Source organism: Phaeobacter sp. PT47_59 (genome assembly GCF_028890025.1).
Lineage (GTDB): Bacteria > Pseudomonadota > Alphaproteobacteria > Rhodobacterales > Rhodobacteraceae > Phycobacter.
Map to the genome: position 1 here is coordinate 27,115 of NZ_JARCJL010000004.1, position 14,856 is coordinate 41,970.

Below are 14,856 nucleotides of genomic sequence, written 5' to 3' on the forward strand. Positions count from 1 at the left end.
CGTCAGCCCTTGTTGGCGGTCGATCCGACGAAGATGCGCCGCAAGAGGCGGCGGAACGGCCCGCTGTCGTCCTCGGTCTGGTCGGCCGAGGCCGGAACTTTGGTGGCGACTTCTTTCCGTTCCACCAGGGTTTTGCCGTCCTGGAACTGCAGCCGGTAGAGATCGGCGTAGATGCCGCCGCGCTCCAGCAGTTCGGCATGGGTGCCCTGGTCCATCACCTCGCCGCGTTCCATCACCACGATCTTGTCGGCGTTGCGGATGGTGGAGAGGCGGTGGGCGATGACCAGAGTGGTGCGCCCACCCGACAGCCGGTCCAGCGCCTGCTGGACCACCTTCTCAGACTGTGCATCCAACGCCGATGTCGCCTCGTCCAGAAGCAGGATGGGGGTGTCACGCAGCAGGGCGCGGGCAATCACCACCCGCTGACGCTGCCCACCCGAAAGGGCCGAGCCGCGCGGACCCACCAGCGTGTCCAGACCATTGGCCAGTTTCGGCAGGAAGTCCGACACATGCGCCGCATCCAGCACCTCTTTCAGACGCTCCTCACTGACATCGGTGCGGCCCAGCAGGATGTTTTCCCGCAGGGTTTCATCGAACAAAAGCGCCTCTTGCGTCACCACAGAGAAGAGACCGCGCAGACCGTCAAAGCTGAGGTCTGAGACGGGAACGCCTCCGATGCTGACACGTCCGGCACCGGGATCGACCAGCCGGGTCAAAAGGTTGAAGATGGTGGATTTCCCCGCTCCTGACGCGCCGACAAGGGCAATGGTCTTTCCGGCCTCGGCGGTCAGCGACAGATTCTTCAGGATGGTGGTCTCGCCATAGTTCAGCGTCACATCCTCCAGCCGCACCTCGGGCAGACCCTTCGGCGGCTGCACCGGTTTTGCGGGTGGCTGCAGCTTGATCGGCGCATCCATCAGCTCCTTGATGCGCTCCATCGCGGCGGCGGCGCTTTGCCAGATGCCGCTGATCGAGGCCAGACGCCGCATCGGATCGAAGGCCAGGCCGATGGCGGTGAAGAAGCTCATGAACTCGCCCACGGTCTTTTCGCCGGTGATGATCTCCTGGCCGCCATAAAGCACCACCCCCATGACCCCGAGACCGGCCATGATATCGATCATGCCGGTGATCGAGGCGGTGCCGAAGGAGGCGCGCACTTCGGAGCGTACGAACTGGTCCATATGGGTGCCGAAGCGCTGGGTCTGATAGCTTTCCAGGCTGTTCAGCTTGATCGGCACGATGCCGTGGAAAATCTCATCCAGCCGGGTGGCCAGGGAGGCGCCCAGGTCCCGCGCGGCAGCGGCCTTCTTGCGCACATAGCGTTGCAGGGCGGAAATCGGCAGCAGCAGCAGCGGCAGGCCGATCAGCATGATCAGCGTCCAGCGCCAATCGACGCTGATGGCGACCCCCAGAACCGCGATCATCTGCGCCATGTCGCGCCCGGCGCCGGTGATCACGGCCTGCCAGACCTGGTTGATGGCCATGACGTCGCTTTGCACTCTTTGGATCAGGAAGCCGGGGGGGTGCACCTGGTGAAAGGCCGGATCCTGCCGGATCAGCCGGTCCAGCATATCCTTGCGCATATGCGCCGCCGAGGTCTGGGAGATCTTCGACAGGATCACCTTCTGGCAGACGCTGGCGATGCCGCGCATCGAAAAGATGATCAGAAAGGCGAGGCTGACCCAGAACAGCGCATCGGTGTTGCCGGCCACGAAGACCAGATCGAACATCGGCTGCATCATGTAGCTGAGCGCCCCGACCGTGCCGCCCTCGATCAGCATGAAGATCAGCGCAAGCCCCAACAGGCCCATGTAGTGGCGCAGATAGCCCTGCCACAGCCAGACAATCAACTCGCGTGAGGAGGTGTGCTCTTTTTTCATGCGGGGAGGTTCCGGCTGTAACATCTGCAGGGCATTTGAGAACCGGATTCGATTTCCGGAATTGACCTTCCATAACCGAATTGTAGGGTGACGGCAATTTCGAGAGCAGACCGCCGCACGGGTGGTCCCGATTTGCAAGGATACCACGACATGAGCGGTACAGAGCTATCCAAGGGCACTCTGGCAGCGGGCCGATCCTATCTGGCCATACCCGGACCTTCGGTTATTCCGGATCGCGTCTTGCAGGCGATGCACCGCCCGTCGCCCAATATCTACGCGGGCGAATTGGTGGATATGACCGCGACCTTGATCCCGGATCTGCGAAAGGTGGCGCGCACGGCCCATCACGCGGCGATCTATATCTCCAACGGCCATGGCGCCTGGGAGGCGGCGCTTTCGAACACGCTGGCGCCGGGCGACAAGGTGCTGGTGCCCTCCTCGGGGCGGTTTGCGATCGGTTGGGCGGAGATGGCCGAGGGGCTGGGCATCGATGTCGAGGTGATCGATTTCGGCAACCACGCGCCCTGGGATCTGGCCCGCGTGGCCGAGCGGCTGCAGGCCGACAATGCCCATCAGATCAAGGCGGTGCTGGCGGTGCATGTGGATACCTCCAGTTCGATCCGCAACGATGTCCCGGCGCTGCGGGCCCTGCTGGATGAGGCCGGGCATCCGGCGCTGTTGATGGCCGATTGCATCGCCTCGCTGGGCTGTGACCGTTTCGAGATGGACGATTGGGGCGTCGATGTCATGGTCACCGGCTGCCAGAAGGGGCTGATGGTGCCCGCGGGGATTTCCTTTGTCTTTTTCAACGACAAGGCGGCAGAGGCGCGCGCGGCTGTGCCGCGCGTCAGCCGCTACTGGGACTGGACACCGCGCGCCAACCCGCAGGAGTTCTACCAGTATTTCGGGGGCACCGCGCCGACCCACCATCTGTATGGACTGCGGGCGGCCCTCGACATTCTGAACGAGGAGGGGGTCGAGAACACCTGGGCGCGCCACGCACGCCTTGCCCGTGCAATCTGGGCGGCCTGCGAGGCCTGGGGGCAGGGCGGTCCATTGGCGATGAATGTCAGCGATCCGAGCCTGCGCTCCCATGCGGTGACGGCGCTGCGCCTTGGGGACTCCCGTGCAACTGAACTCCGGACCTGGCTGGAGCAGAATCTGGGCCTGACGCTTGGGATCGGTCTTGGCATGGCGCCGCCGAACAGCCCCGAATGGCATGGTTTCTTCCGCCTTGGCCATATGGGGCATCTGAACGGTCATATGGTGATGGGCCTGCTGGGCGGCATCGAGGCAGGCCTGCGGGCGCTGAAGATCCCCCACGGCGAGGGCGCGCTGGATGCGGCCGCTGCGGTGATCGCCGAGGCAGGCACCCCCTCTTCCTGACAGGTAGGCGGGATCCGCAGGTAGGCGGGGTCAGGCCGGGCGCTGGCCCAGCTTGATCTCGAGCCGTGTGATCAGGTGGTTGATGAAAAGCGCCAGCAGCAGCACCGGCACCATTCCGTATAGAACCCAGATGGCAAAGAAGACCCACATCAGGTTGATGCCGATGAAACTCAGCACCGTTTCCAACAGGTCGGGGGTTGTCTTCTGCTCGTGGAAGTCGGGGTCGTCGTAGTCCTTGAACTCTCGCATGACGCAGCTCCTCGGTCGCTATCCGAAGGAGCCTAGCGAAAAGCGGTGAATTTCGGGTAAAGCGCCCGGCGTGGGCCCTGAGCCTAACTGCTGCGCGCCTGCTCCAGCGCGATCGGTAGGGCCTTGGCAAAGGCTTCCAGATCCTGCGGGCGGCCGCAGCTGACGCGGATGCAGCGGTTCTGCGGCGCCGCAAAGGGCATCCGCACAAAGACGCCCTGAGCCACCAGCCCGTCCAGCACGGCCTTGGCAAAGGCGCCGTCCTGACCGCAGTCGATGGCGACGAAATTGGTGGCCGAGGGGAGGGGGGTGAGGCCGTTCTCCGCAGCGATCTCGGCAATACGTGCCCGTGCCGTGGTGATCTCAGCCTTGATGTGATCCAGCCATTCCTGATCCAGCAGCGCCGCAAGGGCGCCTGCCTGGGCGGCGCGGTTCATGCCGAAGTGGTTGCGCACCTTGTTGAAGGCCGAGATCAGCCCGGCTTCTGCCATGGCATAGCCCACGCGGGCGCCGGCCATGCCGTAGGCCTTGGAGAAGGTGCGCATGCGGATGACGCGTGTATCATCGATGTCGATCGGCGCGGCGGTGCCTTCCGGGGCGCATTCCACATAGGCCTCGTCCAGCAACAGCAGGCAGCCCTCGGGCAGGTGATCCAGTGCGGCCACAATGTCGGCGCCCCGGTGCCAGCTGCCCATGGGGTTGTCGGGATTGGCAAGATAGACCAGTTTCGCGCCCACTTCGGCGGCCTTGGTAAACAGGCTCGCGGGATCTTCGTGGTCGTCCTTGTAGGGCACTGTATGCAGCGTGCCGCCAAAACCCGCCACGTGGTAGTTGAAGGTGGGATAGGCGCCAAGCGAGGTCACCACATGATCGCCGCTGGTCACCAGCAGGCGGACCAGGTAGCCCAGCAGCCCGTCGATGCCTTCCCCCACCATGATATTGTCGGTCGAGACCCCGTGATGCGCGGCAAGCGCCATCCGCAGGTCGTGGCTTTGGGCATCGCCGTATTTCCAGATCTCCGTCGCTTCGGCCTGCATCGCGGCAATCGCCTTGGGCGAGGGGCCAAAGACGTTCTCATTGGCGCCAAGCCGTGCGATGAACGGCGCGCCACGTTCGCGCTCCTGCGTTTCAGGGCCGACGAAAGGCACGGTTGCGGGCAGGGACTGGGCAAGCGGGGTGTAGCGAGGTGTGGTCATGGAAGGGAAATAGCGTGAAGCGGCCCCTGCCATCAAGAGTTCAGGTAAGGCTTGCAGGCAGGTCATGCTGGGCGCAGACTGCCGAGCATTAAGGGAGAGATACTGATGCGTATTGTTCTGGGGGTGCTGGCGCTGGGGCTGGCCTATCTGTTGTTCTGGCCGGTGCCGGTGGATCCGGTGGCCTATCATCCGCCCAAGGGGCCGGGCTTCACCGGGGAGTTCGAGGAAAACAACGCATTGCAGGCGGCGCAGAAGGTGGTGCTGCCCGATGGGGCCATCGGCCCCGAGGATCTGGCGGTGATGCCGGATGGGACGGTTTACACCACGGATCTGGCGGGCACTCTCTATCGTATCGAGGGCGAGGTGCCGGAACGGGTAGAGGCGCTGGGCGGGCGGCCACTGGGGTTGAAGGCGGGACCGGATGGCGCGCTTTATATTGCCGACAGTTTCCGCGGGATCCTGCGCTGGAATGGGCCGGGGACATTGGAAACCCTGGTGAGCGAAATAGATGGCGGGCCGGTGATCTATGCCAACCAGCTGGATGTGGCGCGCGATGGCACCATCTATTTCTCCAACTCCTCGGACCGGTTCGATCCCGAAACCATGGGCGGCACCAAGCCCACCTCGGTGCTGACAATCTGGGAGCAGTCCGGTACCGGCTATGTGGCGCGGCGAACGCCGGATGGCAAGGTCGAGAAGATCGCCACCGGCTTTGTCTATACCAATGGGGTGGCCCTGTCGCAGGACGAGGATTTCCTGCTGATCAATGAAACGGGGCGTGCGCGGGTGCATCGCCTGTGGCTCAAAGGGCCGGAGGCTGGCAAGCAGGAGCTGTTCCTGGGTAACCTGCCGGGCTATCCGGATAACCTGGAGGCGCAGGGCGATGGCACCTTCTGGCTGGCCTTCGCCAGCCCACGCGTGCCGTCCGAGGTGCTGATGCCCTATCCCTTCCTACGCAAGGTGCTGTGGCGGCTGGGTCCAAAGGTGCGTCCGGCGCCGATCCATCGCGGCATGGTCATGCAGTTCGATCAGGATGGAAACATCCTGCGCACGTTGCAGGATCCGGCCGGGGGGCTCGGCATCACCACGGGCGCGCGCCTCGTCGGCGACCAGCTCTATGTGATGACGCTGGACAGTGACGGCTTTGCCCGGCTGCCACGCGCCTATATGCCGCCCATCCGGCGCTAGGCCAATCTGCCCCGGCGTTAGTCTGGATCACCGGGGCGTTCCGGGGCAGTCTGGCGCAAACGGGATTTCAGGAGGAGCTGCAGATGGCACGGGTATCCGTCGAGTATAAGGATCACATCGCCCATGTGACGCTGACGCGCGGGGACAAGATGAACGCGCTGGATGACGAGATGATCAAGGGGATCGTCGCGGCCGGACAGGAGGTTGCCGCCTCCAAGGCGCGCGCGGTTGTGCTGACGGGAGAGGGCAAGGGCTTTTGCGCCGGTCTCGACCTGATGAGCTTTGCCAAGATGGGGCAGATGGACCCCGAAGAGTGGCTGATGACCCGCAGCCATGAGGATGCCAACGAGGTACAAGAGGTCGCCATGGCCTGGCGCCGCGTCCCTGTGCCGGTGATCGCGGCGGTCAACGGTGTCTGTTTCGGGGGGGGGCTGCAACTGGCGCTGGGCGCCGATATCCGAATTGCGGCACCGGATGCGCGGTTTTCCGTGATGGAGATGAAATGGGGCATCGTTCCCGACATGGGTGGCATGGCGTTGCTGCCGCGCCTCCTGCGCTCCGATGTGCTGCGCCGCCTGACCTATACGGCTGAAATCTTCGAGGCGCCGCAGGCGCTGGACTGGGGATTGGTGACTGAAGTGACCGAGGATCCCCTGGCGCGGGCGCAGGCCCTTGCGGCAGAGATCGCAGGCAAGAATCCCGAAGGCATCCGCGCGGCCAAGCGGCTGATCGAAGTGGCCGAGTCATCGGATCGTGCCACCGTGCTGATGCAGGAAAGCCGCGAGCAGGTTGGCCTGATCGGCAGGCCCAACCAGATGGAGGCCATCGCCGCCCAGATGCAGAAGCGCGCGCCTCAGTTCAAGGATTGAGACGGCGTCATTCGATCCGTTTGGGCCAGATCGCCTGACCGGCGGTCTGGTCCTGCACACCTAGGCCAAACCGGCAGATCGGTTCAACTGCTGACAGGTCGTGGCGCCACCAGTGCGCCGCTTCCGACGAAAGAGACTTCTCCGGTGACGGTGACACGGGTGATCTCCGCTGCACTTCCGTAGGGGGTCACCCGCAGCTCGCTGGGCCGATCCATGAAGTGCCCCTGCTGCAGGGAGAAGCTGCGACCTGCAGGCACCAGCCCATGTTTCAGCGCATAGGCGCCGATGACCCCGGCGGCGCTGCCGGTGGCCACATCCTCCATCACCCCGTCATTGTTCCAGTGGCGCCCCTCAAGGCGCGTGACATCAAAGAGATAGGCGAATTCGGCGCCGAGTATGTGAAGCCGTGTTTCAAGATCGGGAATGGTGATCCGGGCCTGCTCCAACCCGCCCTTCACAGGGATCACGAGGTATTTCAATCCGGTGGAGATGACCTCCAGCGGCAGATCCGCCAGGTCTGACGGGGCCAGGTTGAAAGCGCGGGCGAACTCCGCGCGGCGGCTGTCGGGCACGGTGGCAAGGAAACAGGGCCGCCCCTGGTCGAGCGTGCCGAAATACCGCCCGGCACGGGCCGTCGTGGTGATGCGCACCCTGCGGTCCCCGCGCAGAGTAAAACGCCACTCTTTCGTCCCTTGCGCGCCGCTGGCACGGTGCAGGCTACAGGCGGCGCCGATGATCGGATGGCCGGCAAAGGGCAATTCCTCAACGAGGTCAAAGACCCGCGCTTTGATATGTCCTTCGTGCTCATCCAGAAAGATCGATTCGAAGTGGCGCAGCTCTTGGGTCATGGTCAGCATCTGCGCAGGTCTCAGGCCTTTGCTGTCTGGAAACACCGAAAGACTGTTGCCAGCATAGGGACGGGCGGCGAAGACATCGCAGTGGATGAAGTTGTACAAGGGGGGTAGCTGTGGCATGAATGCCTGCATAGTGAGGTGTCTATATAGATGATTGACTATACACCTGCCAATCTTCTGTCAATCGCCGCGCCGCTCAAGGCGTTGGCAAATGAAAACCGGCTGCAGATCCTGCATTGGCTGAGCGATCCTGAATGCCACTTCCCGCCGCAGCAGGATGGGGATCTGGTGAAGGATGGGGTCTGCGTCGGCTTCATCACAGAAAAGATCGGCTTGCGGCAGCCGACGGTGACCAATCACATGCGCCTGTTGCAAGAGGCGGGCCTGGTGACCAGCAAGAAGATCAAGAACTGGGTGTTCTACAGGTTGGTGCCCGCCCGTGCCGACGAGATACTGCAACAGACCGCGGGGCTGTGGCAGGCACCGGACCGGGCCACTGGGAAGAAGGCCGATGCCACAGTTGAGCAGGATCAAGGACCAGGGCCGCTCATGCGCGCAGGAAGGATTCCATGACATCATTTGCCCTCTTGTTGCTATACGTGCTTGTGGTCACGCTTCCCCTGGGCGTTTCCTGGATCTTTGGCGGACCGCCGCGACCGTTCTGGGCAGAGCTGGGCAGCGGGCTTGGCATGTTGGCCTTCTCCATGATCCTGGTGGAGTTCGTCCTGTCGGGCCGGTTCCGGCGGGTGTCCTCGGGGATCGGCATGGATGTGACCATGCGGTTTCATCAGGTCATGGCGCGGGCGGCGCTGCTGTTTGCCCTGCTGCATCCGTTCTTCTACGGCGGAAGTGCGGTCGGAGGCCCGCGACCCTGGGATCCCACGCGGGTGCTCACCGTCAGCACCGATCTGACCGCCATGGCCGGGGGGATCCTGGCCTTTGTCCTGCTGCCCGCGCTGGTGGCGCTTGCGGTCTATCGCAGCGATCTGGACTACAAGTACGAGACCTGGCGCCTGATGCACGGGATCGGCGCGGTTCTGATCGCGGGCGCTTTGTTGCATCACGCGCTGAGTGCCGGGCGCTACAGTGCCGAAGCCGAAATGGTCTGGCTCTGGGCGGCGATGGTGGCCGCTGCCATCGGTTCGCTGATCTGGGTCTATCTGATCGAGCCAGCCCGCGCACGCCCCTGGCGGGTGACGGAGATCAAGCGTCTCACCCCCCGCCAATGGAGCGTGACAGTCACGCCCGAAGGGCACGCGGGGCTTGACTACAAGGCGGGGCAGTTCGCCTGGCTCAATATCGGCCATTCGGCCTATTCCCTGCACGAAAACCCGTTTTCGATCAGTTCTGCGCCGGATGCCGGAGCTGATGTCTCCTTCGTGATCAAGGAGCTTGGCGATTTCACCGGGGCGCTGGATCAGGTGGCGCCGGGAACCCGTGCCTATCTCGATGCGCCCTATGGCAGCCTCACGGTAGAGGGCCGGGATGAGCCGGGCATCGCCCTGATCGCGGGCGGAGTTGGCATTGCGCCCATGCTCGGTATCCTGCGCCAGTTGCGGCTGACCGGGGATCCGCGCAAGCTGCGGATCATTTACGGCAACCGGGCCGAGGAGCAGATCGTCTTCCGCGAGGAACTGGCGGCCGAGGACACGGTTCTGGTGCTGTCCGAACCGCCCAAAGGCTGGGCGGGAGAGCATGGAATGGTTGACGGGGATCTGCTGGATCGCTGTTTCACAGAAGAGGAGATCCGCAGCTGGCTGTTTGTCCTTTGCGGTCCGCCTGCGATGATGGATGCGGTGGAGGATCACCTGATTGCGCGGGGGGGCGCCTCTGATCGCATCCTGTCGGAAAGGTTCGACTATGGCTGAATTCCTGAAACACAGTTCCCTGCGCCGCCGGATTTCCCTGGCGATCCGAGGGGTGATCTTGGTGATCGTCCTGGTGCTGGTGATCTTTCTCTTTCGCTGAGGCGGGTCAGTCCAGATCGGTCAGTCCAGATCAGTCCAGATCGGTCAGTCCAGATCAGTCCAGATCAGTCCAGGGCCAGGGTTTCACATTGCTGGCGGCGGTCTGGTATCGCGCGGCCTTGGCCATCCAGATGCCAAGATCGGTGCCAAAATCGGCGATACGTTCATTGGGATGCTTGTTGTTCAGGGCCATGACGAGGAATTGCAGAACAGTGACAACGCCCAGAACGGTCTGGGCGAATTGGATCATCACCCAGATCATCACCATATAGACCAGGCGCATCGGCAGGCTGTCTTCCCCGTCCGGCTCGAACTGTTCGCCATGCAAGCGGCCATCGATCTTGTCGTCGTCACCCTGTGCCATGATATTCCCTGCCTGAAATGCGCGTGCCAATGAATGTCACAGGCAATATAGGCAGAGATCCACCGGGACAAAAGGAAAAGGCCGCGCCCGGTGAAAGGCACGGCCCAAAGATGTGACGTAAAACGGCTTTACAGCGAAGCGTCGTAGATCTTTGCGATATTGGCACCCAGGGCTGCGTTATACTCCGCATCGCTCATGGAGGCATTCAGCCCCTCGGTCAGCGCGCGGCTGAAGGAGGCGATCATCTTGGTGTTTTGCGAGAGCTTGGCGCAAGCATCATCGGTGCTGTAGCCGCCCGACAGAGCCACCACGCGCACGACTTCCGGATGATCGGCCAGCTCGTCGTAGAGACCGGGTTCGGTGGGGATGGTGAGTTTCAGGGCAACCTTGGTGCCGGAGGGCAGGGCATCCAGGGCGGCTTTGAGTTCGGTTTTCAGGATGGCCTCTGCCTCGGCTTTGGTGGCGGAGTGAATGTCCACCTCGGGTTCGATGATCGGCACCAGACCGGCCGCGGCGATCTGCTTGCCCACTTCGAACTGTTGCGCCACGACATTCCGGATGCCGGCTACATTGGCCTCTTTCACGACCGAGCGCATCTTGGTCCCGAAGATACCCGCCTGCACGGCGCGTGCGAGAAGGGCATCCAGATCCGGCATCGGTTTCATCATCTGGGCGCCGTCCTGTTCATCGGCCAGACCCTTGTCCACCTTCAGGAAGGGCACTACACCGCATTTCTCCCACAGGTACTGGGGCACCTGGATGCCGTCGATGGCATTGTCCATGGTCTTTTCAAACAGGATCGCACCAAGGATCTTGTCGCTGTTGAAATCCGGTGCGGTGATGATGCGGGCGCGCATCTTCTGGATTTCGTCGAACATCTCGTCGTCGTTGGAATAGGCATCTTCCATCACGCCATAAAGCGTCAGTGCCTTGGGCGTGGAGCCACCCGACTGATCCAGAGCCGCAATGAAGCCCTTGCCATTTGCAATACGGTCAAACTGTTCCTGCTTGGTGGACGTCTCTTGCGTCATGAGTTGGGGTCTCCACGAATACTGTTGGACTATTTCAAACCGTCTATACCGTGCCCGTGTGCAGAAACAACTGGCGCCACGACCGGTTGCGCTAACAAGCGTGGGGATTTCGCCCGTGTTGCCGAATAGCAAAACGGCAGGCGCGATGGCCTGCCGTTTCAATCTGCGGGATCAGAGGGGTTACACCAGGCGCGAGGTTTCCTTGGCGGCGCGCACGAAGTCCTTGAACAGGGGGTGCGGCGCAAAGGGTTTGGACTTCAGTTCGGGGTGGAACTGCACGCCGATGAACCAGGGGTGATCGCTCCATTCGACGATTTCCGGCAGGCGCCCGTCCGGGGACATGCCGGAGAATTTCAGCCCGCAGGCCTCCAGCTGATCCTTGTACTTGGTATCCACCTCATAGCGGTGGCGGTGGCGTTCCTCGATATGGGTGCTGCCGTAGACCGCGGCCACCTTGGAGCCTTCGGTGAGCGTCGCATCATAGGCGCCCAGACGCATGGTGCCGCCCTTGTCGTCATCGGCCTTGCGCTGCACCTTGTGGTTGCCCTGCACCCATTCCTTCAGGTGGTAGACCACGGGTTCGAAGCGTTTCTCGCCCGCCTCATGGTCGAATTCCTCGGACCCTGCTTCGGCGATACCGGCCACGTTGCGGGCGGCCTCGATCACCGCCATCTGCATGCCGAGGCAGATGCCCAGATAGGGCACCTTGTGTTCGCGCGCATATTGCGCCGCCTTGATCTTGCCCTCGGTGCCGCGTTCGCCAAATCCGCCGGGCACCAGGATCGCGTGGAAGCCCTGCAGATGCGGGGTGGCGTCTTCGCGGTCGAACAGTTCCGCATCGACCCATTCGATCTTGACCTTGACCCGGTTGGCCATGCCGCCATGGGTCAGCGCCTCGGCGATGGATTTATAGGCGTCTTCCAGCTGGGTGTATTTGCCGACGATGGCGACCTTCACTTCGCCTTCGGGGTTGTAGATGCGGTCGGCCACATCGTCCCAGCGGCTGAGGTTGGGTTTGGGAGCGGGCGCGATGCCAAAAGCATCCAGAACCGCCTGGTCCATGCCTTCGCGGTGATAGGCCAGCGGCGCCTCGTAGATGGATTTCAGATCCTGCGCGGCGATCACGCTGTCGGGGCGCACGTTGCAGAACAGGGCCAGCTTCTCGCGTTCCTTCTGCGGGATCGGTCCTTCGGAACGGCAGACCAGGATGTCCGGTGCGAGACCGATGGAGCGCAGCTCCTTCACCGAGTGCTGGGTCGGCTTGGTCTTCAGCTCGCCGGAGGCCTTGATGTAGGGCAGCAGCGTCAGGTGCATGAAGATACACTGACCGCGCGGCTTGTCCTGGCTGAACTGGCGGATCGCTTCAAAGAAGGGCAGGCCTTCGATGTCACCCACGGTGCCGCCGATCTCGCAGAGCATGAAGTCGACCTCATCCTCGCCGATGGAGATGAAGTCCTTGATCTCATTGGTGACGTGCGGGATCACCTGGATGGTCTTGCCAAGGTAGTCGCCCCGGCGTTCCTTCTCCAGCACGTTGGAGTAGATCCGCCCCGAGGAGACCGAGTCGGTCTTGCGGGCGGCCACGCCGGTGAAACGTTCGTAGTGGCCCAGGTCCAGGTCGGTCTCGGCGCCATCGTCGGTGACGAAGACCTCGCCGTGTTCAAAGGGGCTCATCGTGCCCGGATCGACGTTCAGATAAGGGTCCAGCTTGCGCAGCCTTACGGAGTATCCGCGTGCCTGCAACAATGCCCCCAGGGCCGCCGATGCCAGCCCCTTGCCAAGCGAAGAAACAACGCCGCCAGTGATGAAGATAAATCGCGCCATGAGTGTTCGGCTGCTCCCGTGAGAAGTCAGATTTCAGCTGCCCGGCGGCTTGTGAAAACCGCAGCACCACGGGACTTTACGTATAAAGGATTCGGCCAAAAGGCGCAAGGGAACCGCAAGATGCTGTTACGGCTCCTTTTCTGTGTTCTAGGTGTAGTCGCTTTACGTGTCGTCGCTTAGTCGGCGCTCGGCACCAGCGGGGCATTGTCACCCTCTGCCGGCGGCAAAAGTTCGCTGCCCAGGGGCGCGGCCGGTGTCTGCACATCCGTCTCATTGCCAGCGGGGGCGGTGATCCGGTCCGTGACCGAAGAGCCTGCCGATTTCTGTGCGGCGAGCACGGTCAGGGTGATCGAGGTGATGATGAAGGCAATGGCCAGGATCCAGGTCACCTTGCTGAGCGCCGTTGCTGCGGCGCGTCCGGTCATTGCGCCACCGCCGCCACCGCCGCCCATGCCAAGACCGCCGCCTTCGGAACGCTGCAGCAGCACCACGGCAATCAGGCCGAGGGCCAGAAGAAGATGGATGATCAGAACAACGTTTTCCATGGGTCCCTGCAGCGGTTGGCTCAGTATCGGGCGGTAAATAGGCAAGAATACCGACAGGGGCAAGGGCGGAGTTGCCCGGGGCGGAAACTCATTGCCCGGGGGAGGTGAAACAGGGCGCTGCCGTTGCGGGGAAATTCTGCCCCGTAAGCGACATAGAGCAGAATGTGACTGGACAGGCGATGTATCGCGGGGGCACTCTTTCTTCATGCCACATGATCATTCCGATCACCCACACGCCCTGTGTCCGCCCGATCCCGCCCTGCGCGTGAAGGCGCTGGAAACGATTCTGACCCGCAAGGGGCTGATCGATCCGGCGGCGCTGGATGAGATCATCGACACCTACCAGAACAAGATCGGGCCGCAGAATGGCGCCCGTGTCGTTGCTCGCGCCTGGAGTGATCCGGCCTTCAAGGCGGCGCTTCTGGCGGATGCCGACCCGGTGCTGGCCGAGCTTGGCTATTATGGGCGGCAGGGCGAACATATGGTCGTGGTGGAAAACACGCCCGAGCAGCACAATATGGTCGTCTGTACCCTGTGCAGTTGCTATCCATGGCCGCTGCTCGGGATCCCGCCCGGCTGGTACAAATCCGATGCCTACCGCGCCCGCGCGGTGCGAGAGCCGCGCGCGGTTCTCCTGGATTTTGGCGTCATCCTGCCCGAAGGCACCCGCGTGCGGGTCTGGGATTCCACCGCAGAGGTGCGCTACCTGGTGCTGCCGATGCGTCCCGAAGGCAGCGAAGGGCTCAGCGAGGATCAACTGGCCGAGCTGGTCACCCGCGACAGCATGGTGGGGACCGGCCTGCCCAAATCCCCTCCCGAGGCGCCATGAGTCGATTGCATGACATGGGCGGGCGATTCGGCGACGGGCCGGTGCGGCCCGATACCCCAAAGGCGCCGGTCTTTGCCGCCGAGTGGCACGGGCGTGCCCTGGCGGTGACGCTGGCCTGCGGTGCCCTGGGGCAGTGGAACCTCGACACCTCCCGCCATGCGCGCGAAAAGCTGTCGCCACAGGATTACACCCGTTTCACCTACTACGAGATCTGGCTCGCCGCGCTTGCGGATCTGCTGGTGCAGAAGGGTGTGCTGAGCGAGGACGATCTGGCTGGGCAGGGCAGCGATGCGCCGCATCCCCTGGCCGAAAAATGCCTGCATGCCGATGCGGTGGCCGGTGTTCTTGCCCGGGGAGGCCCGGCCACGCGGGAGGGCGGGCCATCGCCTGCGTTTGTCGAAGGCCAGACCGTGCGCACGCGCCACCCCGGCGGCAACCGGCTGGTGAATGGCGGCCATACCCGGCTGCCCACTTATGCGACCGGGGCGCAGGGGCGGATCCTGCGCCTGCATGGGACCCATGTTCTGCCCGACAGCTCCGCGCATGGGCTGGGAGAGGCGCCAGAGCCGCTTTATGCGGTGGCCTTCCCGGCGGGCGAACTCTGGAGTCACCCGGAACACCCGGAAGACGAGGTGGTTCTGGACCTCTGGCAAAGCTATCTGGACCCGGTCTGATGT

The 14,856-nt window shown here is 63.1% G+C and carries 15 protein-coding genes; 7 read left to right on the forward strand and 8 right to left on the reverse strand.

Annotated features, from left to right (window positions below; all coding sequences use genetic code 11):
• Positions 1 to 2: 2 nt before the first annotated feature.
• Positions 3 to 1,904, reverse strand: a complete 1,902-nt coding sequence (locus PXK01_RS04720) for an ABC transporter ATP-binding protein (RefSeq protein ID WP_446728420.1) — start codon at positions 1,902 to 1,904, stop codon at positions 3 to 5.
• A 126-nt stretch (positions 1,905 to 2,030) separates the two neighbouring features.
• Between PXK01_RS04720 and PXK01_RS04725 the strand changes: the two genes are divergently transcribed.
• Complete coding sequence (locus PXK01_RS04725; protein ID WP_274859071.1) at positions 2,031 to 3,266, forward strand: pyridoxal-phosphate-dependent aminotransferase family protein; 1,236 nt, start codon at positions 2,031 to 2,033, stop codon at positions 3,264 to 3,266.
• Positions 3,267 to 3,296: 30 nt separating this feature from the next.
• Here the strand turns inward: PXK01_RS04725 and PXK01_RS04730 are convergent, their stop codons facing one another.
• Positions 3,297 to 3,515, reverse strand: a complete 219-nt coding sequence (locus tag PXK01_RS04730) for a histidinol phosphate aminotransferase (protein WP_274846469.1) — start codon at positions 3,513 to 3,515, stop codon at positions 3,297 to 3,299.
• 83 nt (positions 3,516 to 3,598) lie between these two features.
• Entirely contained in the window at positions 3,599 to 4,708 is a 1,110-nt protein-coding gene (locus PXK01_RS04735; RefSeq protein WP_274859072.1) for a pyridoxal phosphate-dependent aminotransferase, read from the reverse strand.
• Between the two features lie 105 nt (positions 4,709 to 4,813).
• Between PXK01_RS04735 and PXK01_RS04740 the strand changes: the two genes are divergently transcribed.
• Positions 4,814 to 5,896 carry an SMP-30/gluconolactonase/LRE family protein gene (locus PXK01_RS04740; RefSeq protein ID WP_274859073.1) on the forward strand — a complete coding sequence of 361 codons (1,083 nt, stop codon included), beginning with the start codon at positions 4,814 to 4,816 and terminating at the stop codon, positions 5,894 to 5,896.
• Positions 5,897 to 5,979: 83 nt separating this feature from the next.
• Positions 5,980 to 6,765 carry a crotonase/enoyl-CoA hydratase family protein gene (locus PXK01_RS04745; RefSeq protein WP_274846472.1) on the forward strand — a complete coding sequence of 262 codons (786 nt, stop codon included), beginning with the start codon at positions 5,980 to 5,982 and terminating at the stop codon, positions 6,763 to 6,765.
• Between the two features lie 83 nt (positions 6,766 to 6,848).
• On the opposite strand, the gene PXK01_RS04750 is transcribed toward PXK01_RS04745, so the two are convergent.
• Positions 6,849 to 7,739: a PhzF family phenazine biosynthesis protein gene (locus PXK01_RS04750; RefSeq protein WP_274859074.1), complete on the reverse strand. Its 891-nt coding sequence runs from the start codon at positions 7,737 to 7,739 to the stop codon at positions 6,849 to 6,851.
• Positions 7,740 to 7,769: 30 nt separating this feature from the next.
• Here PXK01_RS04750 and PXK01_RS04755 point away from each other — a divergent pair, with 30 nt between their 5' ends.
• Positions 7,770 to 8,192, forward strand: a complete 423-nt coding sequence (locus tag PXK01_RS04755; RefSeq protein ID WP_274859075.1) for an ArsR/SmtB family transcription factor — start codon at positions 7,770 to 7,772, stop codon at positions 8,190 to 8,192.
• Positions 8,189 to 9,487, forward strand: coding sequence for a ferredoxin reductase family protein (locus tag PXK01_RS04760; RefSeq protein WP_274859076.1), 1,299 nt, complete (start codon positions 8,189 to 8,191; stop codon positions 9,485 to 9,487). Before PXK01_RS04755 ends, PXK01_RS04760 begins: the two co-directional genes overlap by 4 nt.
• Before the next feature lie 154 nt (positions 9,488 to 9,641).
• Here the strand turns inward: PXK01_RS04760 and PXK01_RS04765 are convergent, their stop codons facing one another.
• The 4 genes from PXK01_RS04765 to secG all read right to left on the reverse strand — a co-directional run bounded on the left by PXK01_RS04765 (position 9,642) and on the right by secG (position 13,350).
• Positions 9,642 to 9,950 carry a DUF4389 domain-containing protein gene (locus tag PXK01_RS04765; protein WP_274846476.1) on the reverse strand — a complete coding sequence of 103 codons (309 nt, stop codon included), beginning with the start codon at positions 9,948 to 9,950 and terminating at the stop codon, positions 9,642 to 9,644.
• Positions 9,951 to 10,078: 128 nt separating this feature from the next.
• On the reverse strand, positions 10,079 to 10,981 hold the full coding sequence (locus PXK01_RS04770; RefSeq protein ID WP_274846477.1) for a fructose bisphosphate aldolase: 903 nt from the start codon (positions 10,979 to 10,981) through the stop codon (positions 10,079 to 10,081).
• 180 nt (positions 10,982 to 11,161) lie between these two features.
• The gene (locus PXK01_RS04775) at positions 11,162 to 12,805 is read right to left on the reverse strand and encodes a CTP synthase (protein ID WP_274846478.1); all 1,644 of its coding nucleotides are present in this window, start codon (positions 12,803 to 12,805) and stop codon (positions 11,162 to 11,164) included.
• 176 nt (positions 12,806 to 12,981) lie between these two features.
• The gene (secG, locus tag PXK01_RS04780) at positions 12,982 to 13,350 is read right to left on the reverse strand and encodes a preprotein translocase subunit SecG (protein ID WP_274846479.1); all 369 of its coding nucleotides are present in this window, start codon (positions 13,348 to 13,350) and stop codon (positions 12,982 to 12,984) included.
• 205 nt (positions 13,351 to 13,555) lie between these two features.
• On the opposite strand from secG, the gene nthA reads away from it, so the two are divergent.
• Together nthA and nthB are read left to right on the forward strand one after the other, a co-directional pair.
• A complete protein-coding gene (gene nthA, locus PXK01_RS04785) occupies positions 13,556 to 14,179 on the forward strand; it encodes a nitrile hydratase subunit alpha (RefSeq protein WP_274859077.1) in 624 nt (207 codons plus the stop codon).
• Positions 14,176 to 14,853, forward strand: a complete 678-nt coding sequence (gene nthB, locus PXK01_RS04790; RefSeq protein WP_274846481.1) for a nitrile hydratase subunit beta — start codon at positions 14,176 to 14,178, stop codon at positions 14,851 to 14,853. The genes nthA and nthB overlap by 4 nt, the downstream gene beginning before the upstream one ends.
• Positions 14,854 to 14,856: the final 3 nt, after the last annotated feature.